The 23,161-nt window shown below is 68.6% G+C and carries 23 protein-coding genes and 4 pseudogenes; 14 read left to right on the plus strand and 13 right to left on the minus strand.

Annotated features, from left to right (window positions below):
• Positions 1-242 precede the first annotated feature (242 nt).
• The gene (locus OHA81_RS31795; RefSeq protein WP_329201690.1) at positions 243-440 is read left to right on the plus strand and encodes a hypothetical protein; all 198 of its coding nucleotides are present in this window, start codon (positions 243-245) and stop codon (positions 438-440) included.
• Positions 441-644: 204 nt separating this feature from the next.
• Here OHA81_RS31795 and OHA81_RS31800 read toward each other — a convergent pair whose 3' ends face one another.
• From OHA81_RS31800 to OHA81_RS31810, 3 genes and pseudogenes are all read right to left on the minus strand, one after another.
• A complete protein-coding gene (locus tag OHA81_RS31800; protein ID WP_329201692.1) occupies positions 645-1,439 on the minus strand; it encodes a sulfatase/phosphatase domain-containing protein in 795 nt (264 codons plus the stop codon).
• Between the two features lie 73 nt (positions 1,440-1,512).
• A pseudogene (locus OHA81_RS31805) lies at positions 1,513-1,695 on the minus strand (sulfatase-like hydrolase/transferase); the annotation flags it as partial.
• 76 nt (positions 1,696-1,771) lie between these two features.
• A pseudogene (locus OHA81_RS31810) lies at positions 1,772-2,359 on the minus strand (sulfatase-like hydrolase/transferase); the annotation flags it as partial.
• A gap of 296 nt (positions 2,360-2,655) precedes the next feature.
• Between OHA81_RS31810 and OHA81_RS31815 the strand changes: the two are divergent.
• The 4 genes from OHA81_RS31815 (at position 2,656) to OHA81_RS31830 (ending at position 7,254) form a co-directional block, all read left to right on the plus strand.
• A complete protein-coding gene (locus OHA81_RS31815; protein ID WP_330261944.1) occupies positions 2,656-3,540 on the plus strand; it encodes a glycosyltransferase family 2 protein in 885 nt (294 codons plus the stop codon).
• Positions 3,541-3,812: 272 nt separating this feature from the next.
• Positions 3,813-4,127, plus strand: a complete 315-nt coding sequence (locus tag OHA81_RS31820) for a cupin domain-containing protein (RefSeq protein ID WP_329201698.1) — start codon at positions 3,813-3,815, stop codon at positions 4,125-4,127.
• A 572-nt stretch (positions 4,128-4,699) separates the two neighbouring features.
• The gene (locus OHA81_RS31825; protein ID WP_329201700.1) at positions 4,700-5,137 is read left to right on the plus strand and encodes a hypothetical protein; all 438 of its coding nucleotides are present in this window, start codon (positions 4,700-4,702) and stop codon (positions 5,135-5,137) included.
• Between the two features lie 1,391 nt (positions 5,138-6,528).
• Complete coding sequence (locus OHA81_RS31830; protein ID WP_329201702.1) at positions 6,529-7,254, plus strand: peptidylprolyl isomerase; 726 nt, start codon at positions 6,529-6,531, stop codon at positions 7,252-7,254.
• A 721-nt stretch (positions 7,255-7,975) separates the two neighbouring features.
• On the opposite strand, the gene OHA81_RS31835 is transcribed toward OHA81_RS31830, so the two are convergent.
• Both OHA81_RS31835 and OHA81_RS31840 read right to left on the minus strand, forming a co-directional pair.
• Entirely contained in the window at positions 7,976-8,944 is a 969-nt protein-coding gene (locus tag OHA81_RS31835) for a cytochrome P450 (RefSeq protein WP_329201703.1), read from the minus strand.
• Between the two features lie 12 nt (positions 8,945-8,956).
• Entirely contained in the window at positions 8,957-9,226 is a 270-nt protein-coding gene (locus OHA81_RS31840) for a hypothetical protein (RefSeq protein ID WP_329201705.1), read from the minus strand.
• A gap of 673 nt (positions 9,227-9,899) precedes the next feature.
• Between OHA81_RS31840 and OHA81_RS31845 the strand changes: the two genes are divergently transcribed.
• Both OHA81_RS31845 and OHA81_RS31850 read left to right on the plus strand, forming a co-directional pair.
• Positions 9,900-10,139 (plus strand): hypothetical protein, encoded by a 240-nt coding sequence (locus OHA81_RS31845; RefSeq protein ID WP_329201706.1) that lies wholly within the window; start codon positions 9,900-9,902, stop codon positions 10,137-10,139.
• Positions 10,139-10,516, plus strand: coding sequence for a fic family toxin-antitoxin system, toxin component (locus OHA81_RS31850; RefSeq protein ID WP_329201708.1), 378 nt, complete (start codon positions 10,139-10,141; stop codon positions 10,514-10,516). The genes OHA81_RS31845 and OHA81_RS31850 overlap by 1 nt, the downstream gene beginning before the upstream one ends.
• 10 nt (positions 10,517-10,526) lie before the next feature.
• On the opposite strand, the gene OHA81_RS31855 is transcribed toward OHA81_RS31850, so the two are convergent.
• The 7 genes and pseudogenes from OHA81_RS31855 to OHA81_RS31885 all read right to left on the minus strand — a co-directional run bounded on the left by OHA81_RS31855 (position 10,527) and on the right by OHA81_RS31885 (position 15,994).
• On the minus strand, positions 10,527-11,555 hold the full coding sequence (locus tag OHA81_RS31855) for a serine hydrolase domain-containing protein (protein ID WP_329201709.1): 1,029 nt from the start codon (positions 11,553-11,555) through the stop codon (positions 10,527-10,529).
• Positions 11,552-12,484, minus strand: a complete 933-nt coding sequence (locus OHA81_RS31860; protein ID WP_329201711.1) for a DUF6895 family protein — start codon at positions 12,482-12,484, stop codon at positions 11,552-11,554. The genes OHA81_RS31855 and OHA81_RS31860 overlap by 4 nt, the downstream gene beginning before the upstream one ends.
• Positions 12,481-13,176 (minus strand): hypothetical protein, encoded by a 696-nt coding sequence (locus OHA81_RS31865; protein WP_329201713.1) that lies wholly within the window; start codon positions 13,174-13,176, stop codon positions 12,481-12,483. The genes OHA81_RS31860 and OHA81_RS31865 overlap by 4 nt, the downstream gene beginning before the upstream one ends.
• A gap of 54 nt (positions 13,177-13,230) precedes the next feature.
• Positions 13,231-13,407 carry a hypothetical protein gene (locus OHA81_RS31870; RefSeq protein WP_329201715.1) on the minus strand — a complete coding sequence of 59 codons (177 nt, stop codon included), beginning with the start codon at positions 13,405-13,407 and terminating at the stop codon, positions 13,231-13,233.
• A gap of 236 nt (positions 13,408-13,643) precedes the next feature.
• Positions 13,644-14,284: pseudogene (locus OHA81_RS31875) on the minus strand (IS110 family transposase); the annotation flags it as partial.
• Positions 14,285-14,423: 139 nt separating this feature from the next.
• Positions 14,424-14,714, minus strand: coding sequence for an acyl carrier protein (locus OHA81_RS31880; protein ID WP_329201717.1), 291 nt, complete (start codon positions 14,712-14,714; stop codon positions 14,424-14,426).
• On the minus strand, positions 14,711-15,994 hold the full coding sequence (locus OHA81_RS31885) for a cytochrome P450 (protein ID WP_329201719.1): 1,284 nt from the start codon (positions 15,992-15,994) through the stop codon (positions 14,711-14,713). Before OHA81_RS31885 ends, OHA81_RS31880 begins: the two co-directional genes overlap by 4 nt.
• 154 nt (positions 15,995-16,148) lie before the next feature.
• Between OHA81_RS31885 and OHA81_RS31890 the strand changes: the two genes are divergently transcribed.
• Positions 16,149-17,687, plus strand: coding sequence for an MFS transporter (locus tag OHA81_RS31890; protein WP_329201721.1), 1,539 nt, complete (start codon positions 16,149-16,151; stop codon positions 17,685-17,687).
• Between the two features lie 31 nt (positions 17,688-17,718).
• On the opposite strand, the gene OHA81_RS31895 is transcribed toward OHA81_RS31890, so the two are convergent.
• A complete protein-coding gene (locus tag OHA81_RS31895; protein WP_329201723.1) occupies positions 17,719-18,537 on the minus strand; it encodes a thioesterase II family protein in 819 nt (272 codons plus the stop codon).
• A gap of 500 nt (positions 18,538-19,037) precedes the next feature.
• Here OHA81_RS31895 and OHA81_RS31900 point away from each other — a divergent pair, with 500 nt between their 5' ends.
• The 6 genes and pseudogenes from OHA81_RS31900 to OHA81_RS31925 all read left to right on the plus strand — a co-directional run bounded on the left by OHA81_RS31900 (position 19,038) and on the right by OHA81_RS31925 (position 23,131).
• Positions 19,038-19,301: an acyl carrier protein gene (locus tag OHA81_RS31900; protein WP_329201725.1), complete on the plus strand. Its 264-nt coding sequence runs from the start codon at positions 19,038-19,040 to the stop codon at positions 19,299-19,301.
• The gene (locus OHA81_RS31905) at positions 19,301-20,527 is read left to right on the plus strand and encodes a beta-ketoacyl-[acyl-carrier-protein] synthase family protein (RefSeq protein ID WP_329201727.1); all 1,227 of its coding nucleotides are present in this window, start codon (positions 19,301-19,303) and stop codon (positions 20,525-20,527) included. The genes OHA81_RS31900 and OHA81_RS31905 overlap by 1 nt, the downstream gene beginning before the upstream one ends.
• 173 nt (positions 20,528-20,700) lie before the next feature.
• Positions 20,701-21,060 (plus strand): acyl-ACP desaturase, encoded by a 360-nt coding sequence (locus OHA81_RS31910; RefSeq protein WP_329201729.1) that lies wholly within the window; start codon positions 20,701-20,703, stop codon positions 21,058-21,060.
• 47 nt (positions 21,061-21,107) lie between these two features.
• Positions 21,108-21,227, plus strand: a pseudogene (locus tag OHA81_RS31915) (acyl-ACP desaturase); the annotation flags it as partial.
• Entirely contained in the window at positions 21,226-21,531 is a 306-nt protein-coding gene (locus OHA81_RS31920; protein ID WP_329202674.1) for a hypothetical protein, read from the plus strand. The pseudogene OHA81_RS31915 and the gene OHA81_RS31920, both read left to right, overlap by 2 nt.
• A 1,294-nt stretch (positions 21,532-22,825) precedes the next feature.
• Positions 22,826-23,131, plus strand: coding sequence for a hypothetical protein (locus tag OHA81_RS31925; protein WP_329201731.1), 306 nt, complete (start codon positions 22,826-22,828; stop codon positions 23,129-23,131).
• Positions 23,132-23,161: the final 30 nt, after the last annotated feature.

The following is a 23,161-nucleotide window of genomic DNA, read 5'->3' on the forward strand; positions in this document are numbered from 1 at the left end:
GCAGGCACCGGGCCAATCGGAAGACGCCTGACCCGATGTCGCAGTCAGGAAGGCGGGCGCCGGTGTGGGGAGGTGAAGCGCGCCCCCATGGCGCCCGTCGCCGGTGTGGGCGTCCGGCCACGGCGGGCACAGCAGCGGCGGCGCCGACGGTGGGGGGCCGGGCCGGGCCGCGGATGAGAACGCCGGCGTGGGGGTAGGCGCAGCGCACGGACCTACGTCGAAACCGGTAGGAGGAGGAAACGATGGCGAACCCACAGCAACCGGAGATGCGGCGCAGCGGCAAGGGCGGTTCGACGCCCGAGAACGCTGGATCACTCAAGGCATCGCAAGTGCCGAAGAAGGGAACCAAGGGTGCCCGCCCGCATGGCACGGACAAGGGAGCCAAGGGTGGCGGCGCGGGTGGCGCCGTACCGCCTGAGCAGCAGCCCGACCACCCGTAGTACGTCACGCGTACACCTAAGGGCGCCGCTGGACGACGCCATGGTGCGCTCATGTTGATGCCCGAACGCTCCGATCCCGTCCCGCTCATGCTGCGGGGCGGGATCTTGGTTGGTGGTCGGCGCCGGGCACGCGCTCCACACCTGCGATGTGGCCTTCCGCACGCCGAGCGCCGGGACCGAACCGCGTGGTTACCGCCGCCTCGGTCAGTCGCTGTTTGCCGGCCGTCGGCGCAGGACAGGCGACGTAGGCTCCACGCGTTCGACGGGTTCCGCGAGGTTTGCGTGAGTGAGGACTTTCTGTTTTCTGTCCGACCTCGATGATGTCGTCCCGCCCCTATGCGGCTCGGATGTCCGTCCCTGGCTGTTGCACAGGAGTGAGTGCGACCGTGGCCCGGACAACGACCGTAGGTGGGCGCGGTACAGCCGCCGCGCGAATCGACAAGAAGGTGATCGATCAGGCGGTCCGGAGCCCGAGGAACACCATGCGAGTGGGGCCGGTGCGGCGCACCCCCTGACGAGGCACGGCGGAGTCGGACGGGTGGCCAGTCCCAGGGCGTGATCAGCCAGGCGCAGGAGCTGATCTTCTTGGTCCGACGCCGGTTGGCGGTGCGCGAACGGTAGCGTCTCCCACGGCAGAGCGGCGACGGGGGAGTGCGGCGAACGTCCGTCCAGGACACGTTCAGCCGCCGCCTCGATCACTGTCTTCTCCTCGCCCGCCCGGTCCCTCCAGGGCGCGAGGGCGACCCGAAGACGGTCGGCGACCTCCCGGTGTGACGCCAGTCCGGCCAGGTGCTCCAACTCGTGCGATTCGCTGATCTGGAAGAACACCTCGCCCGGGCGGTCCGCCTCGGAGCCGCCCCCGACCAGGGGCAGTAGCGACCGGCCCTGCATGGACGCGGGCACACTCAGACCCGCCGCCTCGATCAGGGTGGGTGCCAGGTCCACGGTGCTCACCGGCCGGTGCACCCGCCCACCGCCCGTGAAACCGGGCCCGATCATGGCCAGGGGCACTCGCACGGACGCGTCGTGCGCCGACCGTTTGTACTCCTGGTTGCGGGGTCCGGAAATGTGAGCCGTGGTCGGCAGTCCAGGCCAACACCGTGCGATCCTCGGTACCCAGGCCGCGAAGCGCGTCCCGCAAGCGCCCCACCCCCTCGTCTACGCGTTTGATCTGCCCGAGGTAGCCCCCTGGTACCGGTGTGCCCCACCGTTCGGAGCGGCGGGGGACAGAGCCGCGAGGTCGGGTGGCAGCCATCGTCCCTCATACCGTTCCCGGTATCCGGCGGGGGCCGGTCGTCGGTGCCATTCCGGTGATGTTGCTCCAGGAGTGACACGAACAAGAGGAATCGGTGGTCGCAGTGATCGGCGACGAACCGGACCGCAGCGTCCATCAGCGCGTCGGACCGGTAACCGATCAGCCGCACGGGTTGCCCTGACTCGTCCCACAGCACCGTCCGGTAGGCATCCGACGTGAATTCGAGCAGATCGCTCGCCAACCACCGCCGGTATCCACCCCGCCGGCCGGGTGGTACCGGTCCTGCCTCGGCGGCATCCACCCCACCGAGGTGCCACTTGCCGATGTACCCCGTGACATATCCGGCTTCCTTGAACACCGATGCCAGCGTGGACACACCGGCCGGCAGGGCGATCCCGTTGCGGAACACCCCCGTCATGGTGGGCCAACACCCGGTTTGCAGAGCCGCCCGAGCCGGGGCGCACACCGGTTGGGGCGTGAACGCCAATGAGAAATGGGTCCCGGCACGGGCGATCCCGTCGAACTCGGGCGTCACGTCCGCCGGATTGCCGTGGACCCTTGTGGTGTCCCAGCGCTGCTGATCGGTCAGGATGACAATGACACTGGGCGGCCACGCCACGTGGTTCCCCTCTCCTCGGCACCGGCACTTCCTCCGGACCGTCACTTGGCGGGGTCATGCCCACGTTTGTGCGCCGGCACGCCGGGCGCGAGCGCGGGGGTCACCAGCCGGTACAGGCCGACAGCCCCTCCCACCGGCGCGGCACGTACCCGCCCGGTTGTCCGGCGCTCGTACGGGTGAACAGCACGCCGGCTGCGCGCGTGCCGGAATACGGGCTGCTCGCGCTGGTCCACGATGGTGCCTCGTACCTACCGGTCGGAACCAAGCCGTGGCCACCGCCGACCGCCGGCCTCGCCTCGGGCAGGCTGCCGAGGTTCGCTGAAGGAGCCGCCGTGCGCGATGTGGAAGCTGCGAGTGCTGATCCGCGCACCACTGTCGTCCTGATCACCCACAACCGCCGGGAACAACTGCTGCACTCACTTGACCGGCTGGCCGCGCTTCCCGAGGCACCACCGGTGATCGTCGTCGACAACGCCTCGACCGACGGCACCCTGCGGGCAGTGGCCGAGCGCCATCCGCAGGCGACTGTCCTCACGCCCGGCCGCAACCTCGCCGCGGCTGGCCGCAACCTGGGCGTACGCCGGGCCCGGACCCGGTACGTGGCCTTCAGCGACGACGACTCCTGGTGGGCGCCGGGCTCACTGCGCCGGGCGGCGGACCTCCTGGACCGGCACGACCGGCTCGGACTGCTCGCGGCCAGCGTCCTTGTCGGCCCGGAGGGCGAGCCGGACCCGCTGAACGGCAGGCTCGCCGCATCCCCCCTCGGACTCGCCGCCGACCTCCCGGGGCCACAAGTGCTCGGGTTCTTGGCCTGTGCCGCCGTGGCACGGCGGGACGCCTATCTCGAAGCGGGCGGATACCATCCGATCCTCTTTGTGGGTGGCGAGGAGACGCTGCTGGCCTACGACTTGGCCTCGCGAGGATGGGGAGTGTGCCACTGCCCCGACGTCATCGCCGTCCACTGCCCGACCGGTGGGGTCCGGGCGGGGCGGCCCGCCGTGCAGCGCCGCAATGCCGCCCTGACGGCTTGGCTGCGCCGTCCGCTGCCCGTCGCGCTCCGCCATACGCGCAAGCTTGCCGTGGAGGCCCGGCGGAATCCCGAGGCCCGCACCGCGTTGCGCGAACTGTTCAAGCGGCTCCCGGCAGCCCTGCGGGAACGTCGCCCGCTCCCTGCGGCCGTCGAAGCCGCCGCCCGCCGCCTTGAGGCGGAAGCGGCACAACTCTGAGCTGGGCGCCGGGCGCTCACGGCATGCCCTCCCGCGGGCGCGGCCACTTCTCTCTCGTGGCCGCACGGTGCGCTCAGCCGAGGGGTAGTCCCGCCGCAGCATCGACCGAGTGAGCCCGTGGCTCAGATCAATCACCCGCGCATACGCCTCCATGCCCACGCCTCACCCCCTCTGGCAAGGAAGCGACCGCCGGCTTCCCCCTGCCCTGCGAGGATTCCCCGACGGTCACACGCGTCGACGGACCGCGCCGAAGACCGGACGGGTACGGCGATATGCGCCCGTTCGCGGCCGGCATCTACTTCCTCCTGCACCCCGGCGAGGTTTCACGCTGGCACCGGGTGCGTGCCGACGAGTTGTGGCTGTGGCACTGCGGCGGACCGCTGACGATCCGGCTCGGCGGGAGCGGGAACGCGTCGGCGGAAACGACCGCATCGGTCCTCGGACCCGATGTCCGGCTCGGGGAGCGACCGCAGGTCCTTGTGCCGGCCGGCGTCTGGCAGACCGCCGAGCCGGCCTGCGACGAGCCTGTCCTGATGTCGTGCGTCGTCGCTCCGGGCTTCGACTTCGAGGATTTCGAGATGCTCTGAGCACGGGCCCCGGCCGGGCGGCCCCCGCCCCGCTACCGCGAGCGGCGACGCAGCCGGCTCCCCGTCGCCTCCCGGTGGTTCGCCATGGGGACGGCATGGACGTTAGGCAGTGCGTGCGTCCGCATCCGACGCCGGGCGGTGAGAGACATCAGGTCGCCCGTGCAAGGGCACGCAGCTGTACTCCGGCCTGCGCCGCCCCGACGCCGGCATGCGCACGCTTGTCGAGGCCGTGATGCGAACCTGGAGCCAGGGCCGCCGCCATCCTTACCTGCTCAACGGGTCGGTTTGGCGTTGGCGCTGGTGATGCCCGGTGCCCTGTCGTGGCAGACGGTTCCCCGGGCCGGCAGGACGCCGCCCAGCAGGTAGTCGTCCACGACCTTCTTGGTGCAGGGGCCAGCGCGTCGCAAAGAGGTGCCCGGGGCGCGTTGGAAGGCGTACTGGTGCAGTAGCACTCATTGTGCGATGTACGCAACGGCGGAACGCCCCCGCACACCCGTCACTCTACAGATTTGATCCTGTTCTCAGGGTAGTCAAGAGGGTGACCTGCCGGGCTCACAAGGAAGGGATGACCTGTGCGTCACCTTGCCACCGCCGCTGTCGGCCTCGTCTCGGCTTTCGCTCTGACGGGTATCGCGCCGACCGCCGTCGCCTCCACTACCAGCACATCCTCCGTCCGGGCCGCGTCAACCGGAGCAGGCATCGACGAGTGCCCCGAAAACTTCTACTGCCTCTACGACAACCGCGGATTCAACATCCGCCACTCCGACGCCCAGATCTGGATCTTCAAATCCTCCGTCAACGACCTCGGTACGCAGGGCGCGGGCGACCGCGCGGGCTCCGTCGTCAACAACCTCGACGTTCCGATCCACCTCCACCGGCACTACCCCAGCTGGGCCGACTCGGGAACCTGTCTGGAAGTCAGGCCACACACCTCCGTCTACGACCTCGGCCTGTACACACTGGACAACGAGGTCTCCTCCGTGACACTCGGCGAATTCCCCTGCTACTGACAGCCTCGCGGCGCTGCGGTTGAAGGGAGCACAGCGCACGACCCCCGCCTGCAGCCACTGCGAAAGCCGGCGAGCAGGACAACCGGCGTGAAGCGATCTTCGCCAGGGGCCCAGCCGGTCGGCAGGCGGCCAGGACCACTGCCTCCTGCCGACACCCGCCCCTACAGCCGGAACCCCGACGCCGTCCACGGACGTTGCGGCTGCGCGCACCGGTGCCGCCCGGGCCCGTGCGCTGCCTGCTGACCCCGGGCCGGCCGCCTTCCGAGAGCCGGCGTGGCCCTCGGAGACCAGTACCCTGCTTGCAGCCCTTCACCAGCTGCGGCTCAGCCGACGCGACAGACGCGGCGGCTGACAGGTTGTCACTAGGCATCGGTACGGTACTGCTGCGCCCGTCCAGGACACTTCCCGGGGCGGGCGCTGCGCGTCGGGCTCCTTCCCGGACGGCCGGCCAGCCTGACGGCCGGTCCTGGGTGTGCCTCTCGGGTGCTGGGCCACTCCCGGACGACTGCGGGTCTTGCCACCGCGCCCCAGACTTCCCCTCTGCCGAAGTCAAGAATCCCTACCTGGGCTCACCCGATTCTGCGGCCCGCGTGCCCCGTAGGGGTGAATCGGCGGTCTGGCCGCTCCCATAGAGCGGTAGGGAGTTGGGCTGGACGGATAGCCGTGATCGTTCTTCGGACATCTCTTGCTCATTCCTGTGCCACGTGCTTGAGGAGAGGCCCCTTGGCCGCCGCTGATCTTCCCGGTCCTGATTCGCTCCTGAGCCGCACGCTGGGGGAGTGGGGGATCGGATTGATCGCTTGGCGGCTCCTGGTGCTGCAAACCGCGGATCCGGCGGTCGCCGCCGGCATGGCCGCCTTCTCCACGCGCTTCGACATGCTCCGGGCTTTCGCCAGCTCGAGCGCGATGGAGACGGCCGCATCGCCGAAGACGAGTTCGTCCAGGCATTCACTGACTACTTCACCGCCCGCACCGACACGACGGCCGGCATCCAAGTCCTGGGACGCCCGTAGCAGCCGATGCGGGCGAAGTGCAGGGGCGGCCACAGAGCGCCCTGCGGGCGCCGGGGGAGGAGCGGAGCATTCGCGCCGCATTCAGTCGAGAAGGGGCAGCCCACTCCCGCCGAGGGCCGGCAGGGCGCCACCTGACGGAGGCTGCCCGCCGACCACCGCCGCCGCCGGCAACATCATGCCGAGGGCGCGGGGACGATTTGACCGGTCGGCACTGAGGGGTTGTTCGGGGCCGGCGGCCTGCGTCCGGGCACATGGAGATGGCGGGCACGGAGGTGACGACGTCCCTCGTGAGGAGGACTTCGCCGGTATTCATCCAGATTGCCGCGGCGGATGCCGATATCGCGATCAAGAACTCTGTATCCGACGTAAGGAACCAACATGCTCTCGACCGTTCTGCGCGCCGCGGCCGGCACCGTGATCGCCGCCGGACTCATCACATGGGGCGCCACGCCGACACCCGCTACCGGGCTCGTCACCTCATCTTCCAAGCGATCGTCCACGCCGGTACGCACGGCAAGCCGCGGGGAGTGCCTGTATCTGCCCCACACCGAACAGGGGGCCAAGAACGTGGGCACGCCGCCAACCAAGCCCGCCTACGGCAGGACCGTGCGCGCCACGCTCAAGACGAATCTGGGGGACATCGCCATGTCCCTGGACGGCAAGAAGGCGCCATGCACAGTCAACTCCTTCACCTACCTGGCCGGGAAGAACTTCTTCGACAAGACCAACTGCCACCGCCTCACCACCGGGAACCTGAAGGTCCTGCAATGCGGCGACCCGACCGCCAGCGGCTCCGGCGGGCCGGCCTACAAGTACCAAGACGAGAACCTCCCCAAGGCAGCTGTCGGCAAGCAAACCGCCGAGTACGCCAAGGGCACGCTCGCCATGGCCAACGCCGGTGCGGGGACCAACGGAAGTCAGTTCTTCATGGTCTACGGCGACAGCGAGCTGCCCCCCAGCTACACCGTCTTCGGCAAGGTCACCAGCGGCATGGATCTACTGGAGCAAGTCGCGAAGGCCGGGTCGGACAACGCCAACGGCGAAGGCGATGGAGCGCCCAAGAAGAAGGTCACCATCCAGGACGTGACCATTGCCCAGCCATAGGTGAAGTCCGGGCCGCTGGTCCGCAAGCGTGCCGCTTCCAGGCCGCAGGGCGCCAACATCATAGAGACCCGAGCCCGTTCGGGTTCACCCCTGCCCACTCGTCTCCGGGGTGAAAGAACGGGCCGGCCGTGCGGGCATGACCGCCGAGGGACGGTCGCCTGAAGCCCGCGTACGTCTACAACTGAGGGCTGATCACCAACTTGCCGTGCCGCGGCTGCCCTCGTTTCCGTGTTACCGGGCGAGGGGAAGCTGTCGGTTTTGCGGGTCGACACCGGGCAGTAGGCGTTGCTCGGCAGTACACCGGACGGCGTCTGCCTGCCTGTCCGTCCACGGTGGCGCGCGGCAGGCGACCAACGACACGAAAACCCACGCCATCGTGTACACGCACAGCAGCATGGCCTTCCCCGGCTTTCCTCGGGTCACGGCAGTCGGGAGCCGCGGACGGAGTTCCGCAGGCAGCTCCTCACGGAATGGGAAGTCGCTCACCTGCTCAGTGAGTACGACTGCGTCGCACGCGGGGGGAGCGAGTTTGGGAAGCGCGGCGAGTATCGCTTCGGCCGTCGGCTGGGCGGGAAGATCATAGTGTCTTCCGGTCAACTGGTCGTAGATCGCTCTTTCCTCTTGGACGCCTGGGTAGAGTCCTGGATCTGGTCCGGTGACCGCATCCGTGCGAACGATCGCAAGTCCACAACATGCAGCAGGCCCAGCTGGAAGGCCATGATCAGGCTCTCAGGCGCGGAGGGCGGTATCGTAGGTCACAGGCAGAGCGACGGGTCCCCGGATCAGGACGTCGGTCTGCCACTGCACTTGCTCCGCTGGAACGGCCAGCCGTAGCCCCGGCAAACCGGCTGATCAAAGTGGATAGGAGAACCTCCGATTCCATGCGTGCCAGCTGCGGCCCCACGCAGTAATGCGGGCCGTGTCCGAACGCCAGATGCGGCGGCCCCTGGCGCTCGAAGTCGATCCGGCCAGGGTCGGGATAAACCTGCGGGTCCCAGTTGGCGGCAACGTACGAGACGTAGACGAACTCGCCTACACGGATCATGACCCCGCCGACCTCCACATCCTCGGTGGCGATCCTGGGCTGGCCGACGCCGTGTTTGTGCGGGATCCAGGGCAGCAACTCCTCCACAGCCTTCGGTACCAGACCGGGCTGCAACCGCAGCCGGTGCATCAACCGGTCCTGTGAGAGCAAGGCGTACACCATATTCGACGTGTTGTTGCAGACCGCGTGCCAGCCGTTGAACTGCATGAGCGTGGTGAGAGCCAGGAGCTCCTCCTGGCTGATGAGGCCCTTGTCGAGGGCGGCCACCATCACGCTCATCAGATCGTCCTGAGGCGCGGCCCGACGTTGTGCGGCCAGTTCACAGAAGTAGACGTCGGCGGCCTCCTTGACCTGCCGGGCCCGCTTGGCCGCTACATCGTCGGACGCCTTTGTCAGCAGGGATTGTGCCCAGTCACGCATCTGGGACCGGTCTGCAGGCGGCACGCCGATCAGCTCGCTGACCACTGTCAGGGGGAACGGTGAGGTGACATCCCGCACGAGGTCGGCCGGCGGCCCGGCCGCCACCAATCGGTGCACCAGCGGGTCGAGGATGGCCTGCGTGCGGGCACGCAGCCGATCCATGCTGCGCTGGGTGAACGCCGGGGCCACCACCGCGCGTACCCGGACATGACCGGGCGGGTCCACAAAGCTGACCGCTCAGTCCATCGGGATGAAGTGCTTGGTCATCTTCGGGATGGGGCGGCCAGTGATGTCCCGGCTGAACCGTGGGTCTGAGGTGACCAGCCTGACGTCGTCGTACCGGGTCACCAGCCAGCAATCGCCTTCGCCGTGCGGCAACCGGATCGGGGAGACCGGCCTGCCCCGCAGCGACGTTCTCAGGAACGGGTCAAAGTCGAGCGCATGTACATCTTCCACGGACCAATAACGCAGAAGGCAGTCGCCTGCCACCGATTCAGTCGATTCCACCAGCTGCCACCCCGCCTGGGAACGGTCCTCTTCCGGGAGGAACTGCCCGAGAAGGCACTTTTGTATCCAGCATCAGCGGGACGTCACCCATCCGAACCAATGCGACGGACAGCCGGTCGTGGTCCTGGCGGCCGACGATGCCGAAGGCTGCAAAACGGCCCCCACCTGCGACCACCGGGTTTTCACAACCAAGAAGGTCATCGCCCGGACCATGGTCCTGTGGGCCAGGCCGGCCCTCTCTTCTTCACCTGGGTCGGTCACCGCGGATTCCGCCTGCGGCCGCAACTCCCGCTTCCACCGCCTCCCGGAAGACGCCGCCCTTCCGCCCCAGGCTTGGACGCGCCAGGCCTGAGGCGACGGTGTCAGGGGCCCACGGCTCTACGACCGGGCCGCCGCCGGTTGCCAGCGGTATGGCAGTTCGACGGCGACGAACCCACACGGCAGCGCTGGATGCTGAGCCGCCGCAGCATCGTCAAGCCTGATGACTCGCCCCAGTTCGTCCCCCAGCACCCCCTGCACGCCATCGTCGCCGACCTCGCAGTCATCGCCGGTTGCCGCTGGAAGAGGAGGGCTTGTCCCGCGTGAAGGCGGCCCCGGCCGACAGGGTCCGAGGCCTGGCAGGTCGCCGTCGCGGGACCGCCCGAAAGCCGGTAACAGCTGTTACCATGCGTGTATGGTCAAAACGCAACTGGGTGCACGGGTCGATCAGGATGTCGCGGAGCTTGCCAAGAAGCGTGCCGCAGACCTGGGGCTGAGTATCGGCGACTACCTCGCCCGCCTTGTTCAAGACGACGCGAGCGGTCTGCGAGCGCGCGCTGTGGACGCCGCCTCCCGGTTCCTTTCGGAGCACCAGGACGTCTTCGACGAGGCCGAGGACGCACAAGAAACCCGGCGGGGAGAACGCGCCGCCTGATGGAACCGCACATCGATGTTCCCTGGATCCTGGAGGTCGCCCAGGCCGCCGGCGCGAACGATCCCGCTCCCGACGATTACGGCGTCCCCGTCTCGGCAGTCGCCCGTCACAGGACGGAGCTCTTCGAGCAGCCGGTCTACAGCGGCCCGTACGCCAAGGCGGCCGCCTTGGTACACACCCTGGGGCGGTGCCGCTGGCTGGAGCGCTCCAACCTCGCCGTCGCCGCCGCGACCGGCGTCATGTACCTCGAAGCCACCGGAATCGCGGTCAAGCCCACCCGCGACGACGCCGTCGCCCTGAGGGATCTCCTTCTGGACCCGACCTGCACCGCCGCGAAGATCGCCACGCTGCTGCGCTCCTGGCCCACTGCCAGCTGACGAGCGCGGGCTACGCGCCCTCCCATGAGCGGGTTTCGCCTGTAAGCCGGCGCAGCACCGCGTACGCGGTGTGCACGAACCGGCCTTTCGGCTCAGGGCCGGTGTTGGCCATGGCTGCCACGGCGACACCGGCGTGCGGCGCGAAGCCAGTGAAACAGGTGAAGCCGCGGGTGGCGCCGGAGTGGAAGAGGAGCGGGCCGTCGTCGAGGTGTCTCCTGTTCGAGATCAGGCAGAGTTCGTCGGTCGAGCGGGGTATGCGCAGGCGTGGCTTTTGCACCTCGCGCAAGGCCGCCGCCAGTGGTTCACCGGCCGGTTGCAGGTGGGCGCCGAGGTAGCGCAGGAGGTCGTTGCCGGTGGAGCGCAGCGCACCGGCGGCGGGTAGTCCGGGCATGTGCCACGGCGGCAGGGGCCGTCCGTGGCGGTGGCCGACGGCCTGGGCCACCGGTTGCGGGCCGCAGCCGGTTCCCGTGAGCCCGAGTGGTCGGCACACCCGTTCGGCCAGCACCTGCGGGTAGTCGGCTCCGGCGGTCTGGGCGAGGAGCCGGCCGAGCAGCGCCAGCCCGTAGTTGGAGTAAAGCAGCCGGCTGCCGGGGCGATCGCGGACGCGTGTGCGGGGCAGTGCGTGGAGCAGCTTGTCGTCGTCGTAGGCCGCGTACGGGTTGCTGAACCACCTGGGCAGCGCTTGAGCGAGCAGGCCGGGAGGCAGCCGTGGCAATCCGGAGGTGTGCGTGGCGAGGTGCAGCAGCGTGACGGCCGACGCGTTGCGGCCGCGTAGTCGGTGTCTGCCGGGGAGGTGGGCGTAGATCGGGTCGAGCAGAGCTGCCTCGCCGCGGGCCGTCATTTCGGCGAGGAGCAGAGCGGTGAAGGTCTTGGTCGCCGAGCCGATCTCGTAGGCGGTCTCCGGCGTGGTGGGCGGCCCTCCGCGCGACTCCACGCCGTGGCACCACACCTCCCGCTGCCCGTTGTGGAGGACGGCGAGGGTCACCGCCGTGGCGCCCGGCGCCGCCTGCACCACCTCGGCGAAGTAAGGCGGGGTCATGCGGGCCCGAGGGCCGCGCCGAGCAACCGGCCGAGGGTGACGGTGCCCGCGACGACGGCGACAGCGGCGGTGTGCTCATGATCCTTGAAAGCCTGCGCCGGGTCTTCGTCGACCGGGTCGCCATCCCGCGGTGTCAGCCCGTCGGGGTGCTGGGCGGCGATGAGCCGCTCCCACGGTGCGGTGCTGCAGACCGGCTCGCCGATGCAGGAGTCAACGATCAGTAGTTCGCCCACCAGGTCCCACTGGCCGACCTCAAGCCAGATGTCGACCCATACCGGCAGCCAGTCACGCAGGTAGGCGCGCATCGGCGCGGGAAGACCTTCGGGGCGCTCGCCCCAGTCCGTCAGATGGAAGACGGTGTGCGTGACGGCGTATCCGGTACTCCAGTCGATCGCCCACGGCTCGGGAAGGGCTCCGAGCCATGTGTCCGCGGCCAGCACGCTCCAGTCGGGCTCCGGGCCAACGCGCACCACGCGGCGCGCGTTGGCCACCGCCAGTCGGCGGTTCGGGACCAGTTCGGCGGCGTGCGGAGCACGCAGGCCGGTGAAGGAGTCGAGCAGTTCGTCGAGGCGGGCGTGACGGTATCCCGCACGCGCGAAAGGCGCGTACGTCTCCACGGGGTCCGTGAGCATCATGTGCCGCAGCTGCCGCTCGTAGAGCAGATTGCCCTCCTGCAGCTGAGCCCAGCAGAAGTCGAGCATCTCCCGGGCTGTCGCGCTCTCGCAGGAGCCGGCGACACCGTCGCGCAGGACGAGGGAGGCGGCGAGAGCGGCCTCTGCGATCGGCTTGTAGCCGTTGTTCGGATCGCTCAGATCCACGGTGACGTCCGCGGGCAGGCGGCCGTGTCCCTGCCGGTGAGCCGTACGCAGCCAGTGCAGGGCTCGCGACGACCACTGCTGGACGGCGGCGAGGAGCTCCGTGTCGGTCATCGCTCCCCCCTCGCCAGCAGGCGTTCGGCGAGCGTCAGGTCGAGGGTGGTACGAGCACCTGGGCCACCGACCTGCCGCAGACGCACCAGGAGGGAACCCGTCTCGACGGGAACCGGCACCCCGGCGCCGTGCAGCCAGGCCAGCCAGCGGGCAAGCTTGGCGGCCGTGCGGTAGTCCCGGCGCAGCATGGCGCGCACGGCGGCGCGGGCCAGGGACAATGGTTCCCGTCGGACCATCTCGTGGAGGGAGCCGTCGAGACTGGGGAGCGCGAGCGGGGCGAGCCTGGCCATGGCCGGCGACCACTGCTTCCATGCCTCGAGGGTCGGCGGGCCCTCCGGAATCGGCAAGGTGAGGGCGATCCCGGCTCGGGCCGCCAGCTGCCCGGTGGCCCAGTCGTGCCAGCCGGCCACCACGTCACCGCCGCCCTCCGGTGGGAACGCCTGCCACGACTGCGCCACCGCGAGCGCCGGCCCGGGCCCGAGCGCTGCGTCGCCCAAGGGCGGCACGGCGAAGAGTGCGGGGGCGAAGAGGTCCGGGCCCAGCACCCGTACGGCGGCGAGCTCGGCCCTGGAGAGAGGGTCGGGGAACGCGACCGTGCCCCCGCCGCCCGCAAGGACGTCGAGGGCACGACCCGCCATCTGCTCGGCTGCGGCGGCGTACTCGTCGCGCAGTGAGTCAAGGGTGACTGGCATCGCTGGTGAAGTCTCCTATGACGGGCAAAATTCGGACCACTGGCCTCAGCGGCCCTACTTTTCCTTCGGCTCCTTGGGGCCGAGGAGGATGAGGAAGGAAGTCGCCGAGGCTGGGGTGAACAGTGGTGCGTCGCTGAGGGGCGTCTCGCCCTCGGAGATCAGGGAGGCCACCGCCGCCCCTTCGGCCAGTGACGCGAGCGGTACGACGGTCGGGTTCAACTGGGTAAGCATCAGGATCTCCTCGTCGATCGGGCAACGCCCGAGGCGCCACCGTGCGGTCAGAGTGGTGAATGCCGAAAGTCTTCGCAATCAGGCCATTTCGATGCCCGGCTTCTCCACAGGACGCGCCGATACTGCCCCGCAAGGGCGAATACCCGGCCTCACGGCCGCGACCTTGCCCGTTCGAGGGAATCGACTGCCCGCCCACTTCGGCCGGTGCGCTGGGCCGGATTGCATCCTGGCCTTGGTTCGCCGCGGATTGACGATCCCCGAGCTCGGGATCGTTGGGGCCGGACCGGCGAAGGCGACCGGGTGGACCGCGGATGGGAACGAACTGCCGTCGCCGACTTCGATGAGGCTCCTGGCTCCGGTCCTGATGCCGATCCCCGGCATGGACGTCAGGACCTTGGGAAGGCCGGGCGCTGGATGCGCGGGCCGAGGATTCGTTCCAGGGTGGGTCTGCGTCGTGAGGCCGCGCGGGTGGTTGCTGATGCGGGTGGCCTTGCCGGCCAGGTCGTCGTCGAATCCGACGATCATCTCCAGTTCGACGATGGCCTCGTCTCCGAGGCGGACCGAGCGGAGTGTGTGCGGCATGACGCGGACCGCGTCGGCGATGAAGAAGGCTTCGTGGGCATCGGTGTGGGCCTCACCGGGCAGAGGCCGGCGCTCGTCAGCCCCGGGGCAGGTAGGGGACCGGGCTGCCCATGTCACGGGCCACCGCCGGCAGTAGGGCGCCGATGGATGCGGGCTGGTCGACGACCACGGGCACGGTCCCGTGCTTGGCCTGCAGATTGGTGAACGCCTCGCGGAGCTTGGGTTCGCTGTCGGGCAGCAGCCGCGCGTCGATTGTCCTCCTCCCGGCCGGGGTGATGGCGGTGGCGTGGTGTATCTCGCGCTCGCGGCGCGCGCCGGGCTGCTATTTCCGACGTCTGGGCACTGTGCCTGGGAGGGTGTTCAGGCACCTATGCCGCAGCCGCATAATCCAGAAATCGATCAAGAAAGCTGCGTAAGACGAGGGACCGCTGCATTCATTCGACCGCGTCGGCCCAGCCGATGGAACGTGCCTTCGCCACGGCTCGACAGACGATACGGGCAGCCTCGGCCAGAGAGGTGCGGAGCGTGATGGGAAGCTCTTCACCGGACACCTCCTTGCCCGTCCTGGCATCGAGTGCGACGAGGATGCCCAACAAGTCCAGGGAATCCAGGCCCATCTCCGCCAGTGTGTCGTCGGGTCGGAGGCGGTCCGGGCTGATGTCGAACTCCTCGACCAGCATCTGCATGAGGCAGTCCTCGGTGAACGGAATCTCCGACGTCGTCACGGCGCTCCTTTCACAGCTGCACCCAGGTGGGCGTCGTTTTGCAGAGGAGGGGGGGTCTGCAGGCTGACGCGAAGACTTTCGACAGTGCGCGCGATGCGGCTGGCGCTGTAAGTCACCTCCTTGTCGAGGGCCTGCGGGCGGTGACGGATGACCGCAGTCAGGGCGAGAGTGGCTTCCAGGCGGGCGAGAGCCGCGCCGAGACAGAAGTGTGCGCCGAGACCGAAGGCGAGATGCCGCGGTCGGCGTGTGAGATCAAGCCGGTGGGGATCGGGGAAAACCATCGGGTCCCGGTTGGCTGCCCCAAGCATGACCAGGACGATCGTGCCGGGCTCGATCGGGACACCTCCGATGTCGGCGGAGACGAGTGCGCTGCGGGGGGCCACCTGAATAGGGGGATCGATGCGCAGCAACTCCTCCACTGCCTTCTCCACTGCCTGCTCCGAAGGACCGGTAGCGGCAAGCTGGTCGAGCTCGCGTGGATGTGACAGAAGCGCGTGCAGGCCGTTGCCGATGAGGCCGACACTGGTTTCATACCCTGCGGCGATGAGTTGGGCGCAGGTGGCGATGGTTTCGGCGCGGGATGTTTTGTCCGGTCCGGCTTCCGTCAGCACGGTCAGGAGGTCGGGCGTGTGGCCAGTGTGGTGGCGCAGTATGCCTGCGATGTCCTGGGCGAGTGCGAAGCGTGCGCGGGCGATGGCTTGGCGGGTGGGGGCGTCGATGAGGCCGGGGGGGTCCATGCCGCGGACCAGGAGTTGTGCGCTGTGCTCGAAGCGGGGACGCAGTCGTTCCGGCACCCCGATCAGTTCGGCCATGACTTCCGAGGCCAGGGGGCGGGCGATGTCGGCGATGACATCGGCGTGGCCGGAGCGGGCAGCGTCGGCGACCAGGGAGTCGACCGTGGCAGCGATTCGGGCGCGCAGCCGCTCGACATGCCGGGCGGTGAAGGGGTGGCGCGCGCGTTCGCGCTGAACGCTGTGGCCGGGAGGATCGGTCAGCAGGAACGAGCGTGCGGGGACACCGTAGTTGGTGGATGCCCCGGCTTTTTGAGCACCATGGCCGAATCGTTCGTCGCGTAGTACCGAGGCGGCCTCGTGATATCCCAGGACCAATACGCTTCCTGACGGTGTTCGGTGGATCGGGCCGCTTTGCGTGCGGATTTTTTCGTAAAAGTAGTAAGGGTCGCGCAGGCACGCCTCACTGCTCGCGTCGAACGGCAGGTCTGTTACCAGCAGGTCGGCAAGGGACCCGGTGCTGCTGACGGTGTTGCCGGGATTCGTCATATCGGACTCACATGCGACAGGAGTAGAAGTTCCGCGGTGGCGAGTGAAAGAACCGGAATGGGTGATGGTAGCGGGCGCCGGTGCCATTCGGTGGGACGCCGGGGTTCCTGCGCTTCGGTGGAAATTCTGGTAGGACGAGGGAATGGCCGAAGTTATGGATACGCCCCCGAATTTCGTTCGTGCCGGTTCTTCCTCTCCGACTCGACGTTGGGTGAGTGCGGCCACCGTCTGCTCGGGACTGTTCCTTCTGGGCATGGACCTGACCATTCTCAACGTCGCCGTACCGGATCTCCGCAATGCGCTGAGCTCTTCCATGGGCCAGACACAGTGGATCGTTGACGCGTACGCCCTGGTGCTGGGCGGCACGGTGCTGACGTCGGGGAGCCTGACCGACCGGATCGGTCGCCGCCGCGCCTTCACGCTCGGCTTGGCTGTGTGTGGCTTGGCTTCGCTGGCCGGCGCGTTGTCCGCGACGCCACAGCAGGTGATCGCCGCTCGCGCGGGCATGGGTGCGGGCGCGTCACTGCTGATGCCTGCCACGTTGTCCCTGATCTGCGCACTGTTCCCCGAAGAAGCGCTGCGGAACCGGGCGATCGCACTGTGGGCGGCCGTGGGAGGCTTGGGTGGCGCGTGCGGCCCGGTCCTGGGTGGCTGGTTGGTGAGCGAGTACTCCTGGCGTGCCGTCTTCTGGCTCAACGTTCCCTTCGCCGCCGCAGTGACCACCCTCGCCGTCCTTGTGATCCCGGCCTGCCGTGCGAAGACCACCTCCAGGATCGACCTTCCGGGTACCGTGTGCTCAGCACTTGGACTGCTTGTCCTGGTGTGGTCGGTCATTGAGGCACCCACCCGCGGCTGGGGCAGCCTTGCCGTCTTGGCCGGCTTCGCCACCGCAGGACTGCTCCTCGCAGCGTTCGTCGTCTGGCTGCGCCGTGCGCCGACGCGGATGATCGCACGGACGGCGCTGCGTCGCCCGGTCGCCGTGGCCGCGGGCGCCCTGGCCATGATGTCCTTCGGTATGTTCGGCGCTCTTTTTGTCATCTCCCTGTACTTGCAGGGCGTCATGGGCTGTGACCCATGGCAGGCGGGAGTACGGACTCTGCCGTTGCCCGGTGCGCTGATCGCGGGCGCCGGACTGGCCGCGGCCGTCGCTGTCCGGTGGAGCCAGAAGTCGGTGATGCTGTTGGGGCTCGCCCTGGTCGCCTTCTCGTTCATTGTCCTCGCATCCACCGGCACCAGCTCGGGTTACGGGCATCTCGTGGCCGTCCAGGTCATCGCCGGCATCGGAGCAGGGCTGACCGCAGCAGCGGGGACAGGATTCGTCATGGCTCTGATGACGGAGGAGCATGCCGGTTTGGGCTCGGCCATCAACGACGCGACGCGTCAGGTCGGAGCGACGCTCGGAGTGGCGATCCAGGGTTCGGTGCTCGCTACGGCCTACACCCATCGCATGACCGAGGAGGTGAACCGGCTTGGAACGCCCGACCTGTTAGGACCGGCCGTCGACAACGTCATCGCTGCGGCTCAAGCGAGCAGAAATCTTCCGCCTGAGATCCGGTCCCGGCTCCTCGGTATCGCGGAAGACGCGTTCGTCACGGGCTTGTCCCGCGCGGCGTGGGTGGCGGGAGTGGTCGTCGTGGCCGCTCTGCTGGCCGTGTGGCGCTGGTTGCCGTCGGGTGCGGACGAGGCCTCCTGACGTCGCCGGCCTCCGGCCCGGACAATCCTCTCTACACCGAGGGCGGTTGCGGCTGCTGTGTCGTCTTCGGCAGCGCAACCGCCGATGGGCTGACGAGCGCGTCGATGTCTCGCACCAGCTGGTCGACGAGGTCGCCCGGCCGCTCCCGCAGATACGCGTGGCCACCTGGGAACAGACGGAGGTCGGCAGGGCTGGTCACCAGCGCGTTCCAAGCGCGCACGGCCTCGGTAGGCGCAAACGTGTCATCGGCGCCACCGTACAGAGCCAGCGGTACATCCAACGGCGACTCCTCACGGTGGCGGTACTGCACTTCCAGCAGACAGTCGGCCAAAAGTGGTGCCATGGCAGCGGCGCCCAGACGCGGAGATCGGATCAGTCTCTTCGGCACCGGCCCGAAGAGGTCGGACAGGCCCTCCCGGCCGGCTGCCAAGACGTGATACACCGCTGCCGGATAGGCACCGAGGTGAGCGGCCGGCATGCCTGACAGAGCCAACATTTTCGGCAGCCGCTGCCCCTCCCTCCGCAGGGCACGCGTCACCTCGTACGCCAACAGCGCGCCGACACTGTGGCCGAACAGGACCATCGAGCGGCTATCGGATTGATCACTCACCGCCTCCGCGATCCCGGAAACCACCACACCCATGTCGGTGCACGACGGGCGCCCCGCCCGCGTACCGCGCCCAGGCAGCTCCACCGAGCACAACTCGACGGTGTCCGGCAAGTAGCGCGTCCACGACTGGTAGAACACCGGACCTGCTCCCGCCGGCGGCAGACAACACAGCCGTAAAGCCGCCGCGGGACGAGGTGCCAGTGCCACGAACTTGCAACCTGCCGAGAGCGTTGCGGCCACAGTCCCGCCTTTCCGGTCTCCTCATCAGATCGTCTCCCGCCAGCACGTGTATACCCCTGGCACAAGACACGCCCCGTGATCGCCATCGCTCCCCATAACAGAATGACGAGGAGTCAACGCGGTAACCACACGGATGGGGGTGTCTTCACATCCGCCATGCACGGACCGGGTCAGCCACAGTGGAGGGCGTGGAACGCAGCAGACCCTCCGGCACCGGTGCAGCGAGTGTCGACCGCAGCTTTTCGCGTACGCACATGCGGCGCACAACCGTAGAACTGGGCGACCGTCCCACTCCCTGGCGCCGCCAAGCCGACTGCGCACCCCCACCGCAGCGCGCCCTCTCCGGGCAGAGGCATCAGAGGTGCCCGTGGGCTATGCACCCGGACCCCTGTCCCGCCCAAACAGGATCACGGTCCGGTCGACTGGCCCACAGCCCGACCGACCGGTTCGTGGTGCGCTCAAACAGCACCATCCGCACACGAACACTTAGGAGTGACCACATGACAAGCAGCATGGAACTGATCACTAATGCCCTCACCGAGACCTTCGGCCACGAAGTGGAGGGCATCGCACCGGATCGCACTCTTCAGGACCTGGAGCTGGACTCGCTGGCCAGCGTCGAAATGGCTCTCATGCTGCAGGAGCAGACCGGTATCCCCTTGGACGACCTCACCCCCGAAACGACGATCGGCGAGCTGGCCGATCGCATCGATGCCGCCCGCGCCGGCGGGGCTGTGGTGGCCTCGGTCGACCGCAGCGCCTGATGCACCAGCCGTCAACTGACATCGCGATCACCGGCTTGAGCGTTGTCAGCCCGGCCGGTATCGGCGCATCCGCCACGTGGAAAGGCATGCTCGCCGGGCGCTCCACCGCCACGCGCGACCCGCAGCTCGCGGGACTGCCGGTGGACATCTCCTGCCGGGTTCCCGACTTCGATACCCGCATGGTGGGACGCAAACACGCGTGGCGCCTGGACCGGTTCGCCGCCATGGCCGTCCTCGCCGCCCGGGAAGCCGTCACCGACGCCCGCCTCAACCCTGCGGACTGGGACCGCACCCGCGTCGGTGTGGTCATCGGCACCGGCACCGCCAGCATGGAACGTTACTTCGGCGAGTTCGCCAAGCTCGCCGATCAGCGTCCGCTGGAGATTTCCGCCCTGGCCATCACCCGCAGCGTGCCCAACATGGCCGCCGCCGAGATCGCCCTCGACCTGGCCGCCACGGGACCCAACTTCGCCGTCTCCACCGCCTGCGCCTCCGGCACCACCGCCCTGGGCGTCGCACGTGACCTCCTGCGCGCAGGCAGTTGCGACATTGTTCTGGCTGGCGGCGCGGAGTCCGTGTGCAACCCCGTCCCGGCAGCTTGTTTCCACCGCATGGGCGCACTGTCTCAACGCACCGGCGACCCTGAACGCGCTTGCCGCCCCTTCGATTCGGCCCGCGACGGCTTCGTCCTGGCCGAAGGAGCGGCCGTCCTCGTCCTGGAACGGCCCGAGCACGCCCAGGCCCGTGGCGCTCGCCCCCGCGCCTACCTGGCCGGCTACGGGGCTTCCTGCGACGCCTACCACTTCGCCGCCCCCGACCCCAACGGGAACGGGGCCACCGCCGCCATCACCGCCGCCATCACCGACGCCGGCCTGCTTCCCGGCGACATCGACCACGTCAACACCCACGGCACCGGAACCCGACTGAACGACCTCATGGAGGCCAAGGCACTCCGCGCGGTGTTCTCCCAGCCCCCGGCGGCCACCTCACTCAAGGGAACCATCGGTCACGCCATCGGCGCCGCCGGCGCCATCGAAGCGGCCGTCACCGTCATGAGCTTGCAGCACGGCCTCATCCCGCCCACCGCCAACCACGAGGACACCGACATCGACATCGACCTGGACATCGTCGCCAAGGTGCCTCGCGAGGTCACCATGACGGCCGCCCTCAGTACTTCCTTCGGCTTCGGCGGCCAAAACGCCGCCCTTGTTTTCCGCGCCGCCTGAGCCGCCCGACCACCTGCCGTCACAGGACCCGGACGGCAGCCCGGGCACAGTTGCCCGTACACCCATCTGTCGGCTCCCGGCCTCCAAACCCTTGACAGGAGGGACTCGACCTCACAGTTTCCGAGGCTCGGGCGTCCCACCCACCCAAACCCTCGGCCCAGACGACAGGTTCCATGACCACAACTGCCGATGACACCGATGCGATCACGTTGACGGAGCTACAGCCGACCGTTGCCCGACTGCTCGACCGGCACCTCGCCGCCTCCCGCGAGTGGATGCCCCACATGTACGTCCCGTGCAGCTCGGCCAGTGACTACGACGGGCCTCTGGACGGCCTGCCATGGCGAGCCGAGCAGTCCACACTGCCCGAACCCGTCGGGGACGCGCTGATCGTCAATCTCCTCACCGAGGACAATCTCCCCAGTTACCACTTCGAACTCGCCACACGCGTCGGTCGTGACGGCGCATGGGGAACCTGGCTCCACCGTTGGACCGCCGAGGAAGGCCGCCACGGCGACGCACTGCGCGCATAATGCATGCCTCCCGCGCCGTCGACCCCGTCATGCTTGAACGCGACCGTATGCTGCACGTGGGCAGCGGCTACAGCAACAACCAGCCCTCTCTCCTGCACGGCCTGGCCTACGTCACCCTGCAGGAGATGGCCACCCGCCAAGCACACCGCAACACCGGCAGAGCATGTGGCGATCGCCTGGGACAACTGCTCACCACACGCATCGCCGCCGACGAGAACCTGCACGTGCTTCTACCGCGACCTGTACGCCCAGGCTTTGGGACTGGCGCCGGACACTGCCGTAGCCGCGCTCGCCGACGTGATCTGCCTGCTCCCGCTGCTACGCGCACTGAACGTCATGACCCGCACCGGCCCATTGGGGGAAGAAGCCCGCGACCGTATCGGTCGACACGTCGACCGGCTTGAGGCCGACGCCGAGCGCCACCGCCTGCTGTACGCGCGCATGGCCGAACGCAACATTGCGAGGGCATGATGAGGTCTCCAACCGGGACTGTGAATCGTTCGGCCCTGTCTCACATTCGATGGTGACTCGACGGCGTGTGGCAGTCCCACGCCACTCGCTTCTCCGCTGTCGAACTCGTGGACGACACCGACCGCCCTGCACCAGCGCAACAGGTCAAGGATGAGCCGGCCGCTGCTGAGGAACCCTCGGCCACGACCCCGGCGACGGCGCCTTTGACACCGCTCCCGTGCCGCCCGAACTGGCGGTGGAGCGCGACGAGGACGGAGTGCCGGTGAAACCAGCATGGCTGGGACGTACTGACCTTCCGTGAACAAAGTGGCTCCCCGGCCGCGGGCCGGGGCCGTGACGGGCAAATGTGGCAATGGCCCTGTGGTGCTCCGGGTCCGGGGGCGCAGCCAGGAGTGGGAATCGGCTGGTTCAGCGCCACTTTTCCGCCTGTCGATCGTTGGGCCGATCATGAAAATGACTCGGTTCCTGAGTGCTGCCGGCGTTGCCGCGGTAGCGACCACTGCCCTGGCGGCGCCTGCCTTCGCTGCTTCAACCGCTGCGCCCTTGTCGGGCTCCGTCCCGCCTCCGTTGCCCACGTTGAACTTCATCGGCAGCATCGTGGTCAAGGTCCTCCTCGGGGGTGCCGACCTCGTCGTCCCGGGCGCCCACTTCGCCGGGTAGATGGTAGCGGGCCGGCCCCCTCTCCCACCACGAACCGTCGGCGCGGTGTCGTGCTTGGCTCGGGGTAGTGCCTGCGGGGCGGCAGAGCGTAACTCACCGGGGGGCCTGACCGGCTGTTACGGGCGGCGGAGAGGGCTGGAAGCGCTGGAGAAGCCGAACGAGGCCAAGGCCGCAGGCACCCGCCCCGAGCCGGTCGAGACATCGATCCCGGCCTCGGTGGCGGCGGTGGACCTGATGGCGATGCTGCAGAAGTCCGTCAGCAGCTCCAGCGCGGCACCGGCGACGCGTCCGCTACAAAGAGGTCAACGAACGCACTGGCGACGAAGTCGACAACAACGATCACTCCTGCCGCCAGGAGATTCCGTGCGGAACAATCAGCAAGGTCATGGGCGCGCCCCGGGTGGCCTACCAGCGTCGCTGGAACGGGACCTCCCTGCCCTCACCGCCGGCCTTACGCTGCCCTGGAGCTCCGGCGTCGTCGCTGGCAGGCGCTCGAGGCGGGCGGCGGAGAACCACCGGGCCGCCGAGAAGAAGGACGTCAGCATCTGTGGCTGACCAGTACTCGCGTGTGGCCTGCCGACATCGCTTCGCCCTGGTGGGACGCGCATCTGATTCTGTCGCTTGATATGGGCAGTTGACGCAGCAAGCAGTGCCAGGCTTCGTCAGTTTCCAGGCTCCGGACGGCTGGCCCGCCGCCGGGCCATTCGATCAGCAGCGGATCCGTCCAGGCGGACAGACGGACGTCGTCGGAGCCCAAGCCGGCCCGCGGCAGGAATTCGAGGACGTCGGCGGGGCCGAGGGCGCGGCCGAGGACCTCACCGTCGCCGCGGACGCGGCGTCCGCCTTCGGCGTCCCGCGGCTAGACGATGACGCGCAGTCACGGCAGCAAGGCGGCGCCGGTGGGTGTAGCGGATTCTCGCTCACGGTCCAGTTCTGTTGAGCGATTGCCACTTCCCGCTCCTCACGCATC

Origin of the sequence: Streptomyces sp. NBC_00667 (genome assembly GCF_036226825.1) — a bacterium.
Classification (GTDB): Bacteria; Actinomycetota; Actinomycetes; order Streptomycetales; family Streptomycetaceae; genus Streptomyces.